Annotated in this window: 18 protein-coding genes; 13 read left to right on the top strand and 5 right to left on the bottom strand. The window is 70.9% G+C overall.

Features of this window, described 5'->3' with window-relative positions; translation table 11 throughout:
• Positions 1 to 122: 122 nt before the first annotated feature.
• Complete coding sequence (locus tag ACFY16_RS37045) at positions 123 to 1,097, bottom strand: isopenicillin N synthase family dioxygenase (protein WP_390651611.1); 975 nt, start codon at positions 1,095 to 1,097, stop codon at positions 123 to 125.
• Positions 1,090 to 1,539, bottom strand: coding sequence for a nucleoside deaminase (locus tag ACFY16_RS37040; protein ID WP_355508071.1), 450 nt, complete (start codon positions 1,537 to 1,539; stop codon positions 1,090 to 1,092). Before ACFY16_RS37040 ends, ACFY16_RS37045 begins: the two co-directional genes overlap by 8 nt.
• Before the next feature lie 99 nt (positions 1,540 to 1,638).
• Here ACFY16_RS37040 and ACFY16_RS37035 point away from each other — a divergent pair, with 99 nt between their 5' ends.
• From ACFY16_RS37035 to ACFY16_RS37020, 4 genes are all read left to right on the top strand, one after another.
• Positions 1,639 to 2,904, top strand: a complete 1,266-nt coding sequence (locus tag ACFY16_RS37035; protein ID WP_390651610.1) for a PucR family transcriptional regulator — start codon at positions 1,639 to 1,641, stop codon at positions 2,902 to 2,904.
• A gap of 109 nt (positions 2,905 to 3,013) precedes the next feature.
• Positions 3,014 to 3,781 carry a CDP-alcohol phosphatidyltransferase family protein gene (locus ACFY16_RS37030; protein WP_390651609.1) on the top strand — a complete coding sequence of 256 codons (768 nt, stop codon included), beginning with the start codon at positions 3,014 to 3,016 and terminating at the stop codon, positions 3,779 to 3,781.
• A gap of 379 nt (positions 3,782 to 4,160) precedes the next feature.
• Positions 4,161 to 4,619 (top strand): hypothetical protein, encoded by a 459-nt coding sequence (locus ACFY16_RS37025; protein WP_390651608.1) that lies wholly within the window; start codon positions 4,161 to 4,163, stop codon positions 4,617 to 4,619.
• A gap of 294 nt (positions 4,620 to 4,913) precedes the next feature.
• Positions 4,914 to 6,500: a S8 family serine peptidase gene (locus ACFY16_RS37020; protein WP_390651607.1), complete on the top strand. Its 1,587-nt coding sequence runs from the start codon at positions 4,914 to 4,916 to the stop codon at positions 6,498 to 6,500.
• A 68-nt stretch (positions 6,501 to 6,568) separates the two neighbouring features.
• On the opposite strand, the gene ACFY16_RS37015 is transcribed toward ACFY16_RS37020, so the two are convergent.
• Complete coding sequence (locus tag ACFY16_RS37015) at positions 6,569 to 7,963, bottom strand: purine-cytosine permease family protein (protein WP_390651606.1); 1,395 nt, start codon at positions 7,961 to 7,963, stop codon at positions 6,569 to 6,571.
• Between the two features lie 268 nt (positions 7,964 to 8,231).
• On the bottom strand, positions 8,232 to 8,540 hold the full coding sequence (locus ACFY16_RS37010; RefSeq protein WP_390651605.1) for a PLD nuclease N-terminal domain-containing protein: 309 nt from the start codon (positions 8,538 to 8,540) through the stop codon (positions 8,232 to 8,234).
• An 88-nt stretch (positions 8,541 to 8,628) separates the two neighbouring features.
• Here ACFY16_RS37010 and ACFY16_RS37005 point away from each other — a divergent pair, with 88 nt between their 5' ends.
• From ACFY16_RS37005 to ACFY16_RS36965, 9 genes are all read left to right on the top strand, one after another.
• A complete protein-coding gene (locus tag ACFY16_RS37005; RefSeq protein ID WP_390651604.1) occupies positions 8,629 to 10,086 on the top strand; it encodes a menaquinone biosynthesis decarboxylase in 1,458 nt (485 codons plus the stop codon).
• 79 nt (positions 10,087 to 10,165) lie between these two features.
• Positions 10,166 to 11,068 (top strand): menaquinone biosynthesis prenyltransferase MqnP, encoded by a 903-nt coding sequence (gene mqnP / locus ACFY16_RS37000; protein ID WP_390651603.1) that lies wholly within the window; start codon positions 10,166 to 10,168, stop codon positions 11,066 to 11,068.
• A 119-nt stretch (positions 11,069 to 11,187) separates the two neighbouring features.
• Entirely contained in the window at positions 11,188 to 11,862 is a 675-nt protein-coding gene (locus ACFY16_RS36995) for a UbiX family flavin prenyltransferase (protein ID WP_390651602.1), read from the top strand.
• Between the two features lie 112 nt (positions 11,863 to 11,974).
• The gene (locus ACFY16_RS36990; RefSeq protein ID WP_390651601.1) at positions 11,975 to 12,430 is read left to right on the top strand and encodes an Lrp/AsnC family transcriptional regulator; all 456 of its coding nucleotides are present in this window, start codon (positions 11,975 to 11,977) and stop codon (positions 12,428 to 12,430) included.
• A 124-nt stretch (positions 12,431 to 12,554) separates the two neighbouring features.
• Entirely contained in the window at positions 12,555 to 13,718 is a 1,164-nt protein-coding gene (gene mqnE / locus ACFY16_RS36985) for an aminofutalosine synthase MqnE (RefSeq protein WP_351143161.1), read from the top strand.
• A 31-nt stretch (positions 13,719 to 13,749) separates the two neighbouring features.
• Positions 13,750 to 14,433, top strand: a complete 684-nt coding sequence (locus ACFY16_RS36980; protein WP_390651600.1) for a UdgX family uracil-DNA binding protein — start codon at positions 13,750 to 13,752, stop codon at positions 14,431 to 14,433.
• 94 nt (positions 14,434 to 14,527) lie between these two features.
• A complete protein-coding gene (locus ACFY16_RS36975; RefSeq protein ID WP_390651599.1) occupies positions 14,528 to 15,052 on the top strand; it encodes a GNAT family N-acetyltransferase in 525 nt (174 codons plus the stop codon).
• A 100-nt stretch (positions 15,053 to 15,152) separates the two neighbouring features.
• A complete protein-coding gene (locus ACFY16_RS36970) occupies positions 15,153 to 15,488 on the top strand; it encodes a DUF4229 domain-containing protein (protein ID WP_390651598.1) in 336 nt (111 codons plus the stop codon).
• Positions 15,489 to 15,545: 57 nt separating this feature from the next.
• The gene (locus tag ACFY16_RS36965; protein WP_390651597.1) at positions 15,546 to 16,205 is read left to right on the top strand and encodes a TetR/AcrR family transcriptional regulator; all 660 of its coding nucleotides are present in this window, start codon (positions 15,546 to 15,548) and stop codon (positions 16,203 to 16,205) included.
• A gap of 28 nt (positions 16,206 to 16,233) precedes the next feature.
• On the opposite strand, the gene ACFY16_RS36960 is transcribed toward ACFY16_RS36965, so the two are convergent.
• Positions 16,234 to 17,160, bottom strand: a complete 927-nt coding sequence (locus tag ACFY16_RS36960; RefSeq protein WP_390651596.1) for a MaoC/PaaZ C-terminal domain-containing protein — start codon at positions 17,158 to 17,160, stop codon at positions 16,234 to 16,236.
• Positions 17,161 to 17,391 lie beyond the last annotated feature (231 nt).

Raw genomic sequence — 17,391 nt, 5'->3', positions numbered from 1 at the left:
GTGCTGCTGTGAGGTGTATCAACACGTGTAACAACACCAGTGTAGAAAGGGGGAGTTGGATCGGACTAGATCGCGTGGTGTCCGTTGTGTTACGAAACTGTCGGGTCATCGGTCGACAGTGGTCAGTCCACGGTGATCGAGTCCAGCTTCTCCCGCAGGTAGACGTGCGAGTCCACGGCCTCGTACGCCACTCGCCCCACCGGCGCCGGAACCGACTCGACGAGCGTCCCCGGAGTGCACTCGCCGAAGTAGACCAGCGACATCAGCTCCTCGGTGGGTGCGTCGGCCGGGGGCGGCAGGACGCGGTGGCGGCCGGAACGCCAGCGGTCGCCGGTCCAACGGGCCATCAGGTCACCGATGTTGATGGTGAAGGCGTCCGGGTCGTGGGGCGCGTCCTCCCAGCCGCCCTCGTCCGTCCAGACCTGGAGTCCGCCCTTGCCGGCCTGCCGGTCGAGGATGGTGACCGTCCCGAAGTCGGTGTGCGGGCCGATGCGGAACTGCCCCGGCTGGGGCGCGCCGGTCACCTCGGTCCCCGGGTACCAGTTGATGTTGAAGCCGTACGTCGGGTGGTCCATGTGCCGGGTGAAGAAGTCCGGTTCGAGGCCCAGGGCCTCGCCGAGGAGGGCGAGGAGGTGGTTCTCCAGCTCGCCCATCCGCTCCAGGTACTCCTCGCACAGCGTCCGCAGCTCGGGCACCTCTTCCGGCCACACGTTGGGCGCGTACCACTCCGCGTTGACGACCGGGTCCTCGAAGGGTTCGTGGGTCGCGAATGTCAGCGACTCCTTCAGGTCCGGCGGGGTCTCGGTGCCCTCCGAGTAGCCGTTGGCCTCGGCGCCGGGGCCGAGCCAGCCCCGGCCGCCGACCTTCGCCTCGTAGTGCTGCTTGGTCGCGTCGGGCAGAGCGAAGAAGGCGCGGGCCGCAGCCCGGATGCGGGAGCGCAGGCCGGGGTCCACGCCGTGCCCGGTGATCAGGAGGAATCCGGCGGTCTGGAGGGCCTGGTCGACGGTGCGGGCGATCTCCCCGCGGGCCGCCGGGTCACCGGTCAGCCACGGCCGCAGATCAATGGTCGGGATGCGGGGGGTAGCGGGCTCACTCACCGATGTCCTCGTTCCACAGGGCCGGGTTGTTCTTGATGAAGTCACGCATCAGCTCGACGCACTCCGGATCGTCCAGGAGCACGATCTCCACGCCGTGCTCCGCCAGCCAGTCGTGGCCGCCGTGGAAGGTGGCCGCCTCGCCGACGATCACGCGGGAGATGCCGAACTGGCGGACCAGACCGCTGCAGTACCAGCACGGCGAGAGGGTCGTCACCATGGTCGTTCCGCGGTACGACCGCTGCCGCCCCGCGGCCCGGAAGGCCGCCGTCTCCGCGTGCATCGAGGGATCGCCGTCCTGGACGCGCCGGTTGTGGCCGCGGCCCAGCAGCCGGCCGTCGGCGCCGTAGAGCGCGGCACCGATCGGGATACCGCCCTCGGCGAGTCCGGCGCGTGCCTCGGCGACGGCGGTGGCGAGCCATGTGCGTGCCTGTGCCTGATCCATGCCTTCACTCTGCTGTGGCCGAAACACGAGGGCAACGTGCGGAAAGTACTCTCCGGGCAACCCGCCACCGGACGAACTGTCCGCACCCTGGAGGCCACCGTGCCCGCGCTCACCCTCCGTGAAGTCCTGGCCCTCGACCCCGTCCGGGCCGCCGAGCCCGAGCTGCTGGCCGGGGTCGGCGCCCTGGACCGCCCGGTGCGCTGGGTCCACTCCAGTGAGGTCTACGAAGGCGCCAACTTCCTCGACGGCGGCGAACTGCTCCTCACCAACGGCTTCGGGCTCACCGACGCGGACGAGGACACCCGGCGGCGCTATGTGCGCGAACTGGCGGCGCGCGGCGCGGCCGGGCTCGCGGTGGAGGTGGGCCGGGCCCTGCCGAGCATGCCGGACGAGGTGACCGACGAGGCAGACCGGCTCGGCCTGCCGCTGCTGGCCCTGCGCCGGGTCGTGCCCTTCGTACGGATCACGGAGGCCGCCAACCGGGCGATCGTGGCCCGCGGCCTGTCCGGGCGGTCGACGGTACGGCCCTGGGGCGACGACCACACCGCGGCGCTCCTCGCCGACCTCGCCGACCGGCAGGCCCTCAACCAGCCCGAGGTGGAGGCCCGGGCGGCCCTCGCCGGGTTCCACCCGGGCCCCGGCGCACGCCTGGTCGGGGTGTCCCTGCACGGCACACGCGAGGTCGGCGCCGTGGACCGGGCGGCACGGCTGCTCGGCGGGGCCGGCGCGCTGCGGGCCGCGTTCCCCGGGGACGTACTGGCGCTGCTCGCGCTGCCGGCGGCCGAGTCCCGCCCCGGCGACCCCGTCCGGGCGGTCCAGGAGGCCTTCCGGACGGCCGCCGGACCCGGCCTCACCGTCGCGATCGGCCACGCCGTCGCCGTCGGCAGCGGCTGGCTGCGCTGGAGCGACACGCTGCGCGCGGCCCGTACGACGCTGGAGCTCGCCCTGACCGTCCCGGCCGCCGAACCCGGCGTACTCGACGGCCCGTTGGTGACGTCCGCCCGCGCCTTCGCGCTGGAGCGGGAGCTGACCCGCGGCGGCGTCGACGCCAACCGGGAACGGCTCGCCCGGCTGGTGCAGCAAGCGCTGGGACCGCTGCTCTCGTGGGAGGCGGCCCACGCCAGCGACCTCGTACGCACCCTGGAGGTGCACCTGCGGCACGGCTGCTCGCCGACCCGGACGGCCGCCCTGCTGCACATCGGCCGGCAGTCGCTCTACCAGCGCCTGGAGCGCATCGAGTCACTCCTCGGGCTGGAGATCGACGATCCCGACCTGCTGGGGGAGCTGCTCGCGGCAGCCTGCGCGCACCGGGTGGTGCGGGGAACGGGGGCGGTCGCGGCGGGCGGGATACGGGCGGTGGCGTGACCGTGGCCGCCGAGCGTGCCCTCGGTAAAGGCAGCGGAAACCCGGTCTGTACCCTGGCCCGATCATCGCCGCGTGAGCGGCAGTTGGGCCCCGGTCGGGAGGAAAGTTCATGGTTGCTGCTCCGGTTCTGGAGGAGCTGCGCGAGGTCGTCCAGCCGCAGGCCAAGCTGGCGAGCCGCAACGGCGAGCACTGGGCGGGCCGGCTGTACATGCGCAGGATCTCGCTGCGGCTGACCCGGCAGCTGGTGCGCACCCCGGTCACCCCGGACCAGCTGACCTGGACGATGGTCGTGTGCGGGGTCGCCTCCGGTGCCGCGCTGATGATCCCGGGCCTGACCGGCGCCGTCCTCGCGGTCGTCCTGATGCAGCTCTTCCTGCTCTTCGACTGCGTGGACGGCGAGGTCGCCCGCTGGAAGGGCCAGAACAGTGCGACCGGCATCTACGTCGACCGCCTCGGCGCCTATCTCGCGGACGCGGCGCTGCTGGCGGGGGGCGGGTACCGGGCGGCCGAGTCGGGATTCGGCGGCTGGCTGTCGGTCGGTATCGCCACCGCCCTCGGCGTCGTCCTGCTGAAGGCATCCACCGACCTGGTGGACGTCGCACGCGCCCGGCGCGGACTGACCGTCGCCGACGACGAGGCGACCCGGCCGCGCTCGCAGGGCGTGGCGACCGTGCGCCGGCTCGCCGCCGCCTTCAAGATCCACCGGGTCACGAACGGCATCGAGGCGTCCCTGGTGCTCCTGGTCGCGGCGATCGCGGACGCGGCCACCGGCGGGATCGAGCCGACGCGCTGGGCGCTCGGCGCGCTCGCCGTCATCACCTGGGTGATGGTTCCGGCGCATCTGCTGTCGATCCTGTCGTCGTCGCGGCTGCGGTGAGGCAGTCGAGTTCGTCGAGGTAGTCGTAGAGGCGGCCCGCACCTTCCAGCATGGCTCTGGTGCGGGCCGTCAGCGTTTCGCCGGGCGGCCGCGGGCCACGACCGCCGCGCGTATCCGGGTCTTCGGCCGGCTGCCGCACCACGCGTCCGGCGGTGTCCCCACTGACGCGTCGCAACGCGACGAAGGCCCCAGGCGCGCCCCCGCCCCGTCCCCGAAGGGCCCAGGCGCGCCCCCCGCCCCGTCCCCGAAGGCGGCCCTCCGATTGCGGCCGGAGCGGCGCCAACTTAGCTTCATCACGTCGGAATTCTCCCGATAGGTCACATAAATCCCTTATGTCGACCTTCTCGTCTTGCCATCGAACGGAGCATTCATGTCGGTGATGACCGGTACCCAACCCCTGCAGCAGTTCGGTCAGCAGATCGGCGGCCCGCAGCAGCAGATCGGGCAGGTGGTCCAGCAGGCGATCCAGCAGGCGTGTCAGCAGGCCAGCCAGCAGATCGCGCAGCGGATGCAGCAGACGCTTCAGCAGATCCACCAGGTCCAGCAGCAGCTCCAGCAGCAGGGCATGGCCCACCAGGCCCACCCGTACCTCGCGCTCGCGCTGCACCACACCCTGCACACGGGCGTCCGCTCCGCCGTGGAGCAGTCCGTGCAGCAGGCGCTGCCGACCGCGATCGTGACGCTGCTCCAGCAGAGCCAGCAGGGCCAGCAGGGCATCCAGGGCCAGCAGCCGTGGAGCGGCGGGTACGGCCAGCAGTCGTACGGCCAGCAGTTCCCGCAGTACCAGCAGTCCGGCTACGGCTACGGCCAGATGGGTCAGCCCTTCGGTATCGGCTGACCTTTCGGCGCGTGATGCGGTGTGCCCGGAGTTCCCGGGCACACCGCATCACCGTGGAAGCGCGGGGTCACGGTGGCAGTGCCGGCCGCCCGTCGCCGGATCGGGAGCACAAATTACGAGGTAGGCGTGGTGAAGGTGGACGTAATGGTGAAGGAAAGGCCCGCAAACAACCGCGAGAGCGCGTCCCATGGTGCGGGGGCAGGTGGGCGGGGACCCGAGGGCGGACAGACGGGACCGCGCAAGGAGGGCGCCCTGTCATCACTCACGGTGCAGCCGCGCCGGGAACGGTACTTGGTGACATCGCTGCCGCAGCATCTGCTCCCACCGGGAGTACCCGAACTCGGCATGGACGCGGTGTGCGACCGGCTGGAGCAGATGCCCGAGGTCAAAGTGATCCGCAGGCTCCGGCCGTCCGAGAAGCTCCAGTCGGGCGGGCTGTCCCCCTCCTGCCCGGAAGTCGCGGTCGTCGAGGCGGCCGAGGCCCAGGTACCGGCGATGCGGTCGCTGCACCTGCACATCGAGCCGGACCTGCCGCTGGCCGGAACCGGGCCCACCGCCGCGCCGGCCGCGGGGAATCTGCCCCTCCGCGATCCGGGGCTGGTGCTGCCCCTGGAAGAACCCGTGGACATCTCGTTGCGCGTCTGCGGCCCGGACGGCGAGCCGCTGGCCGGCGCGGGGGTGTTCCTGATCGGGGCGACCTGGCCGGCCCAGGGCGTCACCGGGGCCGACGGCAAGGTCACCGTCACGCTGGCGACGGAGACCGCACAGTCCGTTCAGGCCATGTACGTCCGGCCCAGGGGCGGTTACACGGACCGCTGGATCCGACGCCCCGACCTGTCGACGACCCGGGAGAACCTCGTCACCCTCACCCCTCTGGTCCAGGTGTACCCGGAGCTGGAGAAGCGGCAGCAGTACGGCTGGGGGCAGCAGGCGATGCGGCTGGACCGGCTGCCGCCCACGTTCCGTGCCTTCGGCGTCAGGGTCGCGCTCATCGGTTCGGGGGTCAGCGCCGAGCACCCCGATCTGAAGGACCGGGTGAGCTGCGGGGTCGATCTCGTGCGCGGCACGGACGACGGATGGAGCCACGACACGGTGGGCAGCGGTACCCACGCGGCGGGCGTCATCGCCGGGGCGGACACCGGCAAGGGCATCATCGGAATCGCGGTCGACGCCGAGATCGAGGTCTGCCAGGTAATGCCCGACGGGCATTTCAGCGACCTCATCACCGCTCTGGACCACTGCATCGACCGCGAGGTCGACATCGCCCACATCGCGGTGGCCACCCCGTACTCGTCGGCGCTGGTCTCACGCAAACTCGCCGACGCCAACGCCGCGGGCATCGCCTGCGTCGCCCCGGCGGGCGACACCGGCGGGCGGGTCGCCTTCCCGGGCTCGCTGCCCACCGTGTTCGCCGTGGGCGCGCTGGGAGTCTTCGGCACGTACCCGCAGGACACCTCCCAGGCCACCCATTCGGGGCCCCAGCTGACACCGGAAGGGTTGTTCGTGGCGCCGTTCAGCTGTCACGGCCCCGGTATCGACGCGGTCGCCCCCGGCGTGGCGGTCATGTCGTGCACGCCGGACGGCGGATACGCGGCCCTCGACGGCACCAGCACGGCCTCGGCCCACCTCGCAGGCCTCGCCGCTCTCGTGCTCGCCCACCACGAGGACTTCCATGGCCAGCTGCTGCCCCGCGGACCCGGCCGGGTGCGGCATCTGTTCGAGATCGTCGCGGCCAGCTGCCGCCAGTTGGCCGTCCCGGGCACGGCGGAAGGGGCCCGCGTCGGATACGGCCTGCCCGACGCTCTCGTCGCCCTCGGCCTGGCACCCGGAGTGCAGCTCGCGCCGGCCCTGTCGTCCTACGCCGCGTCCATGGCCGACTAGGCCTGTACCGGCACGCGCAACGGCACCCGCCTGCCAGGCCGGGTGCCGTTGCGCGTGCCGGGACACGGCTAGGACAGGTCCTGGCGCTTCCCCAGCGCCGCGTACAGCCCCGCGCTCACCGCGAAGCCGACCAGGCAGGTGATGTCGCCGAAGGCGGGCCAGTGCTCCGGCACCCAGCCGACGTACTTCTCCTGGTTGGAGAAGAGCGGGACGGACACCGCCACGCCGATCAACAGGGCGGCGAGTCCCGGCCAGTTGGTGGACGAACGGTCGCCCAGTCGGCGCGCCAGCTCCTCGTCCGCCGCCGTGCGCCCCCGGAACCACCGCTCCACCAGCACCACGCCCAGCCACGGCCCCACCCAGTACGCGATCACCAGCAGGAACGCCTCGTACGCCGACCCCGCGTCCGACAGGGACGCCCACGCCGCCGCCGTACCCACGATCCCGGACAGCACGACCAGCACGCTGCGGCCCAGCCGGTCCGGCAGCTTCAGGCCGAGCGAGGTGACCGAGATGGCCGAGGAGTAGATGTTCAGGGCGTTCGCGGAGACCGCGCCGAGGATGATGGCGAGCAGTACGAGGTCGCCCAGCCAGGCCGGCAGGTGACCGGTGAAGGCGGCCGTCGGGGTGGCGTCCTGCGGGGCAGCGATCGTCGCCGAGGCCGCCCCGATGACCGCGACCACCGCGACCGAGACGAACAGGCCGACCGCCGGGTAGAGGACCGTCCTGAAGCGGTTCGCCGTGCGCGGCAGGTAGCGCGAGTAGTCCGAGGCGTACGGATTCCAGCCCGCCGCGTACCCCCAGGCCGTGCTGAACGCCAGCAGGAAGCCGCCGATGCCGCCGCCCGTGCCGCCCCCGCCGAGGTCCGCGTCCTTGAAGGTCCACACGCCGGCCAGCAGGAAGACCACCGCGAGTGCGGGGAACGCGTACTTCTCGAAGACGTGCACGAAATTGTGGCCGATGAAGCCGATCAGGATCTCCGCCACCACCACGAGCAGCAGGGAGGGGAGCGGCCGCAGACCCGTCAGGGTGTTCAGCGCGAAGGCCGCGCTGACGCTGTTGACCGCGAACCAGCCCACGCCCGCCACCAGCGCGTTGACGCCGGACGGCAGCAGATTGCCCTTGTGGCCGAAGGAGAACCGGCCGATCACCATCTGTGGGACGCCGAACCGCGGCCCGTCCAGGGACAGCACCCCCTGGGTGAGCCCGCCGATCGCGGTCCCGAGGACGATCGCGGCCGTCGCCTGCCAGAAGTTCAGGCCGAAGAAGAGCACCGAGATCACGCCGATGTAGACGGTCGCGAACTCGATGTTCGGGGAGGCCCACGTCCACAGCAACTGGAGCGGGCTGCCGTGCCGTTCGGCGTCGGGGATCGGTTCCGAGCCCGCCGTCTCGACGGCGATGACCTTGTCGCCGTACCCGGGGGCGGACGTGGTGGCTGAGCTGGCGGGAGCTGTCGTCATGCGAGGTAAGTGTCCGGTTTCCGCCTGCCCGGGCCCAGAGGCGCATTGTCCGCTTCGGGAGCCTCACCGGCGTACAACCTGTAGGCACCCGGGGTATCGGCGCGGCCGATACGCCCATCGGCAGGACGCCCCACTGGCCCGCCGCCTGAGCCAGGAATCCCCTCCCTCAGGAAGGGGAGGATTCAAAGAACAAGGGCTCGCAGGGCAAGGGTTCAGAGAAGAAGGACGGTCGCGACCTTCTCGAAGGTGACCAGCAGCCGCAGTTCCATCAGCCGGCGTCGTCCTTCTTCTCCTTGTTCCCCGTGTTCCCCTTGTCGTCCGGGTTCAGGGACTTCAGGAACTCGGGGTTGTCGTCGGGCGCGACGAACCGCGTGGGGCCGGTCCCGGGGGCGGGGCGCACCTTGCCGGCGATCAGCCAGGCGACCGGGCCGACCAGTACCTCGCCGAAGAGCAGGATGACGATCACCCAGATCACCTTCGGCAGCCCGCGCACCTGCTCCTCGGGCGTGTTCAGGCAGTCGATGAAGGCGTAGATCCACAGCGCCAGGACCAGCAGGAGAGGCAGATACCTGAGCATGGTGGTGCGATCCCCCAGAAGACGGCGACGGGGCACGGGGCGGCCCCGGTGACGGGCCCAGAGTAGCCCGTACCGGATACTGGACCGCATGGCTTACGACGATCTTCGCTCTCTGCTCAGGGCCCTGGAGCGCGAGGGAGACCTCAAGCGCATCAAGGCCGAGGTCGACCCATATCTGGAGGTCGGGGAGATCGTCGACCGGGTGCAGAAGGCGGGCGGCCCGGCGCTGCTCTTCGAGAACGTGAAGGGCTCCGCCATGCCCCTCGCGATGAACGTCTTCGGCACCGACCGCCGGCTGCTCAAGGCGCTCGGCCTGAAGTCGTACGGCGAGATCTCCGACAAGATCGGCGGCCTGCTCCGGCCCGAGCTGCCGCACGGGTTCGTCGGGGTGCGCGAGGCGTTCGGGAAGCTCGGCGCGATGACGCACGTACCGCCGAAGAAGGTGAAGTCCGACAGCGCGCCGGTGCAGGAGGTCGTGCTGCACGGCGACGACGTCGACCTCGACCAGCTGCCCGCGCTCTTCACCTGGCCGCAGGACGGCGGCTCCTTCTTCAACCTGGGGCTCACCCACACCAAGGACCCGGAGAGCGGGATCCGCAATCTGGGGTTGTACCGCCTCCAGCGCCACGACAAGCGCACCATCGGCATGCACTGGCAGATCCACAAGGACAGCCGCAACCACTACCAGGTGGCGGCGCGGCGGGGGGAGCGGCTGCCGGTCGCGATCGCCTTCGGCTGCCCGCCGGCCGTGACGTACGCCTCCACGGCCCCCCTCCCCGGTGACATCGACGAGTACCTCTTCGCCGGGTTCATCGCGGGCAAACGGATCGAGATGGTCGACTGCAAGACGGTCCCGCTCCAGGTCCCGGCGCAGGCGGAGGTCGTCCTCGAGGGCTGGCTGGAGCCCGGCGAGATGCTCCCCGAGGGCCCCTTCGGCGACCACACCGGCTTCTACACCCCGCAGGAGCCCTTCCCGGCCCTGAAGATCGACTGCGTGACGATGCGGAAGCGGCCGCTGCTCCAGTCGATCGTCGTAGGGCGCCCCCCGACGGAGGACGGACCGCTGGGCCGGGCGACGGAGCGCTTCTTCCTCCCGCTCCTGAAGATCATCGTCCCGGACATCGTGGACTACCACCTTCCCGAAGCCGGCGGTTTCCACAACTGTGCGATCGTCTCGATCGACAAGAAGTACCCCAAGCACGCCCAGAAGGTGATGCACGCGGTCTGGGGCGCGCACATGATGTCCCTGACCAAGCTGATCGTGGTCGTCGACTCCGACTGCGACGTGCACGATCTGCACGAGGTCGCCTGGCGGGCTCTCGGCAACACGGACTACGCCCGTGACCTCACGGTCGTCGAAGGTCCCGTCGACCATCTCGACCACGCCTCCTACCAGCAGTTCTGGGGCGGCAAGGCGGGCATCGACGCGACGAGGAAGTGGCCCGAGGAGGGCTACACGCGCGATGGCGGGTGGCCGGAGATGGTGCTGTCCGACCCGGAGACCCACGAACGGGTCACGAAGCGGTGGAAGGAGTACGGGCTGTGAAGGCTAGTGACATGGTGATGGCCGGCAGTGCGGAGACGGGGTTTCCCCGCCTCCGCGGGGGTGATCCGGAGTGCGGACTGTGAGTTCAGCTGCCGCCGCGATCCCGCAGCCGGGGCGCACCAAGGCGTTCCTGCGCCTGGTGATGATCGAGCACTCCGTCTTCGCCCTGCCGTTCGCGTACACCGCCGCGTTGACCGCGATGTTCGAGTGGGACGAGAACATCCACTGGGGCCGGCTGTTCCTCGTCACCCTGGCGATGGTCGGCCTGCGCACCTTCGCGATGGCCGTCAACCGGATCATCGACCGCGAGATCGACGCCCGTAACCCGCGGACGGCGCAGCGCGAGCTGGTCACCGGCGCGATGTCGGTGAAGCACGCCTGGACGGGCGCCCTGATCGCCCTGGTCGTCTTCCTCGGCGCGGCGGCCCTGCTCAACCCCCTCTGCCTCGCCCTCGCCCCCATCGCGGTGATCCCGATGGTGGTCTACCCCTACGGCAAGCGGTTCACGAACTTCCCGCAGGCCATCCTCGGCCTCGCCCAGGCGATGGGCCCGATCGGCGGCTGGCTGGCGATCTCCGGTTCCTGGTCCTGGGACGCGGTGATCCTCGGTCTCGCCGTCGGCATCTGGATCGGCGGCTTCGACCTGATCTACGCCTGCCAGGACGTCGAGACCGACCGCGCGATCGGCGTCATGTCGGTCCCGGCGCGCTTCGGCATCCCGGCGGCGATCCGCGGAGCACGGGTCTGCCACACGATCACGACGGCGCTGTTCGTCTGGTACGCGCTGGCGACGGGCGCGGGCGCGTTCTTCTGGCTGGGCCTGGTGATCGTCGCGGGCGCGTTCCTCTACGAGCACACCATCGTGCGACCGCACGACCTGTCCCGCCTGAACAGGGCCTTCTTCTCGGTCAACGGCTTCATCGGCATTGCCCTGTTCGTGTGCGCACTCCTGGATCTGCTGGTGCGCGGGCTCACTGTCTGAAGACGGTGCGGTCCCTGAACCGTGAGGCGGGCCGGTGATCGCCACCGCCCGCCTCCCCGTCGGCCCGAAGGCGGGCGGCCGGTCCTGAGTGCCGTTCGGGCCGCCGGTAGGCTCAAGATGTGAACGCAGGAGAAACGCAGCGCGCACCTTGGATCGTGGGGGTGTCGGGAGCATCCGGTACGCCGTACGCCGCCGCCGTGCTGCGTGCGCTCCTGGAGGCGGGCGAGAGCGTCGACCTGGTCGTCAGCCGGGCCTCCCGGCTCACGCTGCTCGACGAGACGGGGATCTCCTTCCGGGACGCGCACTGGCGGGACGATCTGCGGGAGTGGCTGTCACGGGGGGCCGACGGGAAGCCGGGGTCGTTCGACGCGGACGTCGACGGGGTGCGGTACTGGGGTGCGGGGGACCTGGCCGCGGGGCCGTCCTCGGGGTCGTATCCGGCGAAGGGCATGCTGATCGTGCCCGCGTCCACGGCCTGCGTCGCCGGGGTCGCCCTCGGGCTGTCGAAGGACCTGTTGCAGCGGGCGGCGAGCGTGACGCTCAAGGAGCGGCGGCCTCTCGTCGTCGCCGTGCGCGAGGCCCCGCTGAACGGGCAGACGCTCAGGCACCTCGTGGCGCTGGACGACGCCGGAGCCAGTGTGGTGCCCGCCTCGCCCGCCTTCTACGCGGGGGCGACGCACATTCAGGATCTCGTGGACTTCGTCGCCGGACGGGTCCTCGACGCGGCGGGGGTCGGACACGGGCTCTACCGTCGCTGGAAGGGCGAACTCGGCGGCGGCTCCCGGCCGGTCTGAGCGGCCCGCATCAGGCGGTACCGACAGCACTCTTCACTCCGGGTACTTCAAGAACTCTCCAGACCTCGTCAGACCACTTCATCAGACCTCTTCAGCGGAAGGCTTCGATCGCATGGACGCGGTGGACAGGCAGCTCATCCAGGCCCTGAGGGAGAACGGCCGGGCCTCCTACGCGGAGCTGGGACGCCTCGTCGGTCTGTCGGGACCCAGCGTCACCGACCGCATCAACCGGCTGGAGGCGGCCGGTGTCATCACCGGCTATCGCGCCACCGTGAACGCCGCCAGCCTCGGCCTCGGCGTCATCGCCCTGATCGGCATCTCGCTCTCCGACGCGGCCGACCACGAGGACGTGGCCCGCCGGCTGAAGGACCTCACCGAGATCGAGGACTGCTGGTTCATCGCGGGCGACGACTCGTTCATGCTCAAGGTGCGGGCGAGCGACGTGGACGGCCTGGAGAGGATCATCCGACGGCTCAGCGGCACGAAGGGCGTCTCCAGGACCCGTACCACCATCGTGCTGTCCACGAAGTGGGAGAACCGGGTGGGCGAGCTGCCGGAAGAGGTCTAGAGGTCCAGGCCCTGTCGTCAAATTCCCGCCTGCCCTGCCCGCCCTTCGGGCGGACGACGGGAATTTGACGACAGGACCTAGGCGTACGGTTGGCAGGGTTCGTCCAACAGGGAGAGGTAGAAGCATGGATGTCGGGCTCAAGCGTGAGCTGGAGGACAAGGTCCGGGCCGGTGAGCGGCTCACCCGTGAGGACGGCATCGCGCTGTACGAGTCGGACGACCTGGCCTGGCTCGGCGGCCTCGCGCACGAGGTGCGGACGCGCAAGAACGGCGACGTCGTGCACTTCAACGTCAACCGTCACCTCAACATGACGAACGTGTGCACCGCGTCCTGCGCCTACTGCTCCTTCCAGCGGAAGCCGGGCGAGAAGGACGCGTACACGATGCGCATCGAGGAGGCCGTCCGCCTCGCCAAGGCGATGGAGGGCGAGAACCTCACCGAGCTGCACATCGTCAACGGGCTCCACCCGAACCTGCCTTGGCGCTACTACCCGCGCTCCCTGCGCGAGCTGAAGGCCGCCCTGCCGGACGTGTCGCTCAAGGCCTTCACGGCGACCGAGATCCACCACTTCGAGACCATCTCCGGGCTGACCGCCTCCGAGATCCTCGACGAGCTCATCGACGCCGGTCTGGAGTCGCTGACCGGCGGTGGCGCCGAGATCTTCGACTGGGAGGTCCGGCAGCACATCGTCGACCACCGCACCCACTGGGAGGACTGGTCGCGCATCCACCGCCTCGCGCACGAGAAGGGTCTGAAGACCCCGTGCACGATGCTGTACGGCCACATCGAGGAGCCCCGCCACCGCGTCGACCACGTGCTGCGCCTGCGCGAGCTGCAGGACGAGACCGGCGGCTTCCAGGTCTTCATCCCGCTGCGCTACCAGCACGACTTCGTGGACATGAAGGACGGGAAGGTCCGCAACCGCCTCCAGGCGCGCACGCAGATGGCGACCGGCGCCGAGGCGCTGAAGACCTTCGCGGTCTCCCGGCTGCTCTTCGACAACGTCCCGCACGTCAAGGTCTTCTGGGTGATGCACGGCGTGCAGACCGCCCAGCTCGCCCTTCAGCACGGTGCCGACGACATGGACGGCTCGGTCGTCGAGTACAAGATCACCCACGACGCCGACAACTACGGCACGCCGAACAAACTCACCCGCGACGACCTGCTCGACCTGATCCGCGACGCGGGCTTCCGCCCGGTGGAGCGCAACACGCGCTACGAGATCATCCGCGAGTACGACGGCCCGGACCCGGCGCGCCGGGAGTCGCCGCAGCCCATGCGCGTGTGAGTGGCCGAGGGTGCGGGGGTACTCGGCGGGCGTGAACCCTCGTACCACCGCACCCCGTACCACCGCACCTCGTGCGACCGCCCCCGAGGACGCCTACACCGCCGAGCCCTTCGTCCCGGCCCGTGGCGGCCTGGCCGCTCTGCGCCGTGCCGCCACCGACTGCCGGGGCTGCCCGCTGCACCGGAACGCCACGCAGACCGTGTTCGGCGCCGGGGCCGCGGACGCCCGGGTGATGCTCGTCGGAGAGCAGCCCGGGGACCAGGAGGACCGGCAGGGGAAGCCGTTCGTCGGGCCGGCCGGGAAGCTGTTGGACCGGGCGTTGGCCGAGGCCGGCATCGACCCGGGGGAGGCGTACGTCACCAACGCGGTCAAGCACTTCAAGTTCACGCAGGCCGAGCCCCGTAAGCGCCGCATCCACAAGGCGCCCTCCCTGAGGGAGATGACCGCGTGCGCGCCGTGGCTCGCCGCCGAGCTGGCCGTCGTCGAACCCGAGTTGATCGTGGTGCTGGGCGCGACGGCCGGCAAGGCGTTGCTGGGGTCGTCGTTCCGTGTCACGGAGGCGCGCGGGACGGTGCTGGAGCGGGAGATCCACGGCCGGCCGGAACGGCTGGTGCCGACCGTGCACCCCTCGTCGGTGCTGCGGGCGGAGGACCGGGAGGGGGCGTACCGGGGGCTGGTGGCGGATCTGGAGGTCGCGGCGCGGATCCTGGCGTAGGCGAAGTGGATACGCCGCTTCCGTACGCCTCTTCTCCGAGCCGTTTCCGTAAGCCGCTTCCGTCAGCCGCTTTCGTAATAGATACACTGCGGCCATGCCCCTTACCTTCACCCTCGATCCCGCCGTCGATCCCGCCTTGCGTGACGGCATCCTCGACCTGTGGACCGACGTCTCCAACGCGGGCGGCTCCGTGGGCTTCGTGCCGCCGGTGGCGCGGGAGGAGATACGCCCGGAGCTCGTCAAGCACTTCGTGGGGATGGCCGAGGGCCGCACCCGGCTGCTCGTCGGGCGCGACGAACAGGGGGAGGTGGCCGCGACCGCGTTCTTCGCCTTCAACGCACACCGACTGATGACCCACTGGGTGTGGCTGTACACGGTGATGGTGCATCCGCGCCACCAGGGCAAGGGGTACGGCCGCGATCTGCTGGCGGCCGCCGCGGACCAGGCCCGCGCCTTCGACGGCATCGACGCGATCCGGCTCACCTGCCGGGGCGGGAACGGCCTGGAGCGGTTCTACGGCTCCTGCGGCTACAAGGAGGTCGGGCGGGTGCCCGGCGCGATCCGGGTCGCGCCGGGGGACGACCGGGACGACATCACCATGCTGCTCCCCCTGACTTGAGTCCCCGCACCCGCGTGCAAGATCGGGTGCCGGGCGTGCTTCACTGGACGGTGCCCTTTGGGAACGTTCGGAACCGTTCGAAACGGAAGAGTGGATTGAGATGCTCCGCTACACGCTGATGCGCCTCGGGATCTTCGTGGGCTGCTTCGTGGTCGTCTCGGGTCTCGTCTACTCCGGTGTCGTCCCGCGCGGCCTCGGCGACTCCAACATCATGTGGGTCGCCCTCCTCGCCCTGGTGCTCTCGGCGCCGATCAGCTTCGTGCTGCTGCGCAAGGAGCGGGACCGCGCCTCCGTGCAGGTCGTGGCGAAGGTGGACCGGATGAAGGCCAACATCGACGCCAACCGGTCGCAGGAGGACGTCGAGGACGACGCGACCCGGACGCAGGGGCACGGTCAGGCGCAGGGACAGGCGCAGGCGCAGGGGCAGGCCTCGTAGCGCGCCTCGCGGCGCGACCTGGGAAAGATTCGTACGGCACCCCCTAGTCTTGCCCCCATGGGTGCCGTGAAGACCAAACGGATGCCGCGCGCGGTCCGTGAACAGCAGATGCTGGACGCCGCCGTGCGGATCTTCGGCCAGCGGGGCTACATGGCCGCGTCGATGGACGAGATCGCCGAAGTCGCCGGTGTTTCCAAGCCGTTGGTCTATCTGTACCTGAACTCCAAGGAAGACCTCTTCGCCGCCTGCATCCGCCGCGAGGCCGCCGCGCTCACCGAGGCCGTGCGGTCCGGCGTAGGGCCCGGCCTCGGCGCGGACCGCCAACTCTGGGACGGGCTGCGGGCGTTCTTCACCCATACCGCGCAGCACCCCGACGCCTGGTCCGTGCTGCACCTCCAGGCCCGTACGCACGGCGAACGGTTCGCCGCCGAGGTCACCGCGATGCGCGAGGAGATCGTCGCGTTCGTGACCCAGCTGATCGTGGTGGCGGCGCGCGAGGCCCACCGTGACCCCCACCTCCCCGAGCGCGAGGTCGCCGGACTCGCCGAGGCCCTGGTCGGCGCCGCCGAGTCCCTCGCGGCCTGGGCCAACGCCACCGAGGGCGTCTCGGCCCGGCAGGCGGCGGCCACCCTGATGAACTTCGCCTGGGCGGGCCTGGGCAACCTCATGGAGGGACGCCCCTGGTCGCCCCCGGAGCCCGACCAGGACAGGTCCTAGAGCCGGCCGGCGACCGCCGCGGGGAGCGCTACGGCGGCCCTGGTCGCTCCTTCTCCTCCGGAGCTCGGCGCGGTGCCCGATCGCGCCAACCGGACGTCAGCGGGTCCACGCCCCCGCTCACATGCACCCGCCCCGCCGCCCCCCGCAGTTCGAACCGCCCGCCCCGCGCCGCGTACTCCACCGTCCCCGGCAGCAGCACCGGCGCCCGGAAATCCGCCCGCACGCGAGCCGCCGGCGGGGTGCCGTGCGCGGCGAGGCAGCGGGCCACCGTCCACATGCCGTGCGCGATGGCCCGTGGGAAGCCGAACAGGCGGGCGGTGAGCGGGTGCAGATGGATGGGGTTGCGGTCGCCGGAGGCGGCACCGTACCGCCGCCCGACATCGGCGGCGAGACGCCACTCCGCGACGGCGGGCAGGGGCCGCCGCGCCCGGACCGGCGGCTCGGGGGCGGTACGCCCGTCCGTGCGATGCCGCGCCAGATACGTGCTCCGCGACTCCCATACGACGTCCCCGCCGAGCCGCGCCTCGGTCACCACGGTGGCCTCCGTACCGCGCCGGTGCGGGGCCAAACGGTCGACGTACACGGTGAGTTCGTACGCGCCCGTGGCCGGCAGGACGGTGTACCGCGTGATCTCGATCGACGTGTGGACCAGGCCGAGCAGCGGAAGGGGGAAGTCCCGGCCGCTCATCAGCCGCATCGCCGGCGGGAAGCCGAGGACGTGCGGGTAGGTGATCGGCAGCGCGTCGTCGCCGGTGGCGAAGCCGCACACCCGCTCGTACGCGGCCAGCCGCGCGAGGTCGACGTGCAGTCCGGGCAGGACCAGACGGGTGCGGGGGAAGACGGCATCGGGGCGGGGGCGCTTGAAGGGGGAGAGGAGGGCGCCGCGGGCGAGGAGGGGCGTGAGGGCGGGGGAGCCGGTGAGGACGGTGGACGCGCAGGCCCCGGAGGTCGTCATCAGGTCCAGCTCCTGGCTCGGTCGGTTTCTTACCCTGGAGTAAGGTTACCGGAGGTAAGCCTAGGTCGGAGGTGAGGTCTGCGGGACGTGAACGTTTCTCACGTAACCCCCGACATTGCACACCCCTGGCTCCGGACCATCCCCGAACCCGCACAGGCCCGCCACAGGAGCCCCGTACGATCCCCTACCTGACTCCCGGTAACCCCCTTTCTGCGGGTGCCCGCCGGTGAA

Source organism: Streptomyces sp. NPDC001315, assembly GCF_042896175.1.
In the GTDB taxonomy this organism is placed as follows: domain Bacteria; phylum Actinomycetota; class Actinomycetes; order Streptomycetales; family Streptomycetaceae; genus Streptomyces.
The sequence above is the reverse complement of the archived record's forward strand: the minus strand, read 5'-3'. Positions and strand labels throughout refer to the sequence as shown.

Coding starts and splice junctions, on each gene's coding strand:
- ACFY16_RS37015 (WP_390651606.1), bottom strand. CDS start 7,963: ATGACGACAGCTCCCGCCAGCTCAGCCACCACGTCCGCCCCCGGGTAC.
- ACFY16_RS37010 (WP_390651605.1), bottom strand. CDS start 8,540: ATGCTCAGGTATCTGCCTCTCCTGCTGGTCCTGGCGCTGTGGATCTAC.
- mqnE (WP_351143161.1), top strand. CDS start 12,555: ATGGATGTCGGGCTCAAGCGTGAGCTGGAGGACAAGGTCCGGGCCGGT.
- ACFY16_RS36990 (WP_390651601.1), top strand. CDS start 11,975: ATGGACGCGGTGGACAGGCAGCTCATCCAGGCCCTGAGGGAGAACGGC.
- ACFY16_RS37025 (WP_390651608.1), top strand. CDS start 4,161: ATGACCGGTACCCAACCCCTGCAGCAGTTCGGTCAGCAGATCGGCGGC.
- ACFY16_RS37030 (WP_390651609.1), top strand. CDS start 3,014: ATGGTTGCTGCTCCGGTTCTGGAGGAGCTGCGCGAGGTCGTCCAGCCG.
- ACFY16_RS37005 (WP_390651604.1), top strand. CDS start 8,629: ATGGCTTACGACGATCTTCGCTCTCTGCTCAGGGCCCTGGAGCGCGAG.
- ACFY16_RS36965 (WP_390651597.1), top strand. CDS start 15,546: ATGGGTGCCGTGAAGACCAAACGGATGCCGCGCGCGGTCCGTGAACAG.
- ACFY16_RS36970 (WP_390651598.1), top strand. CDS start 15,153: ATGCTCCGCTACACGCTGATGCGCCTCGGGATCTTCGTGGGCTGCTTC.
- ACFY16_RS36960 (WP_390651596.1), bottom strand. CDS start 17,160: ATGACGACCTCCGGGGCCTGCGCGTCCACCGTCCTCACCGGCTCCCCC.
- ACFY16_RS37040 (WP_355508071.1), bottom strand. CDS start 1,539: ATGGATCAGGCACAGGCACGCACATGGCTCGCCACCGCCGTCGCCGAG.
- ACFY16_RS36975 (WP_390651599.1), top strand. CDS start 14,528: ATGCCCCTTACCTTCACCCTCGATCCCGCCGTCGATCCCGCCTTGCGT.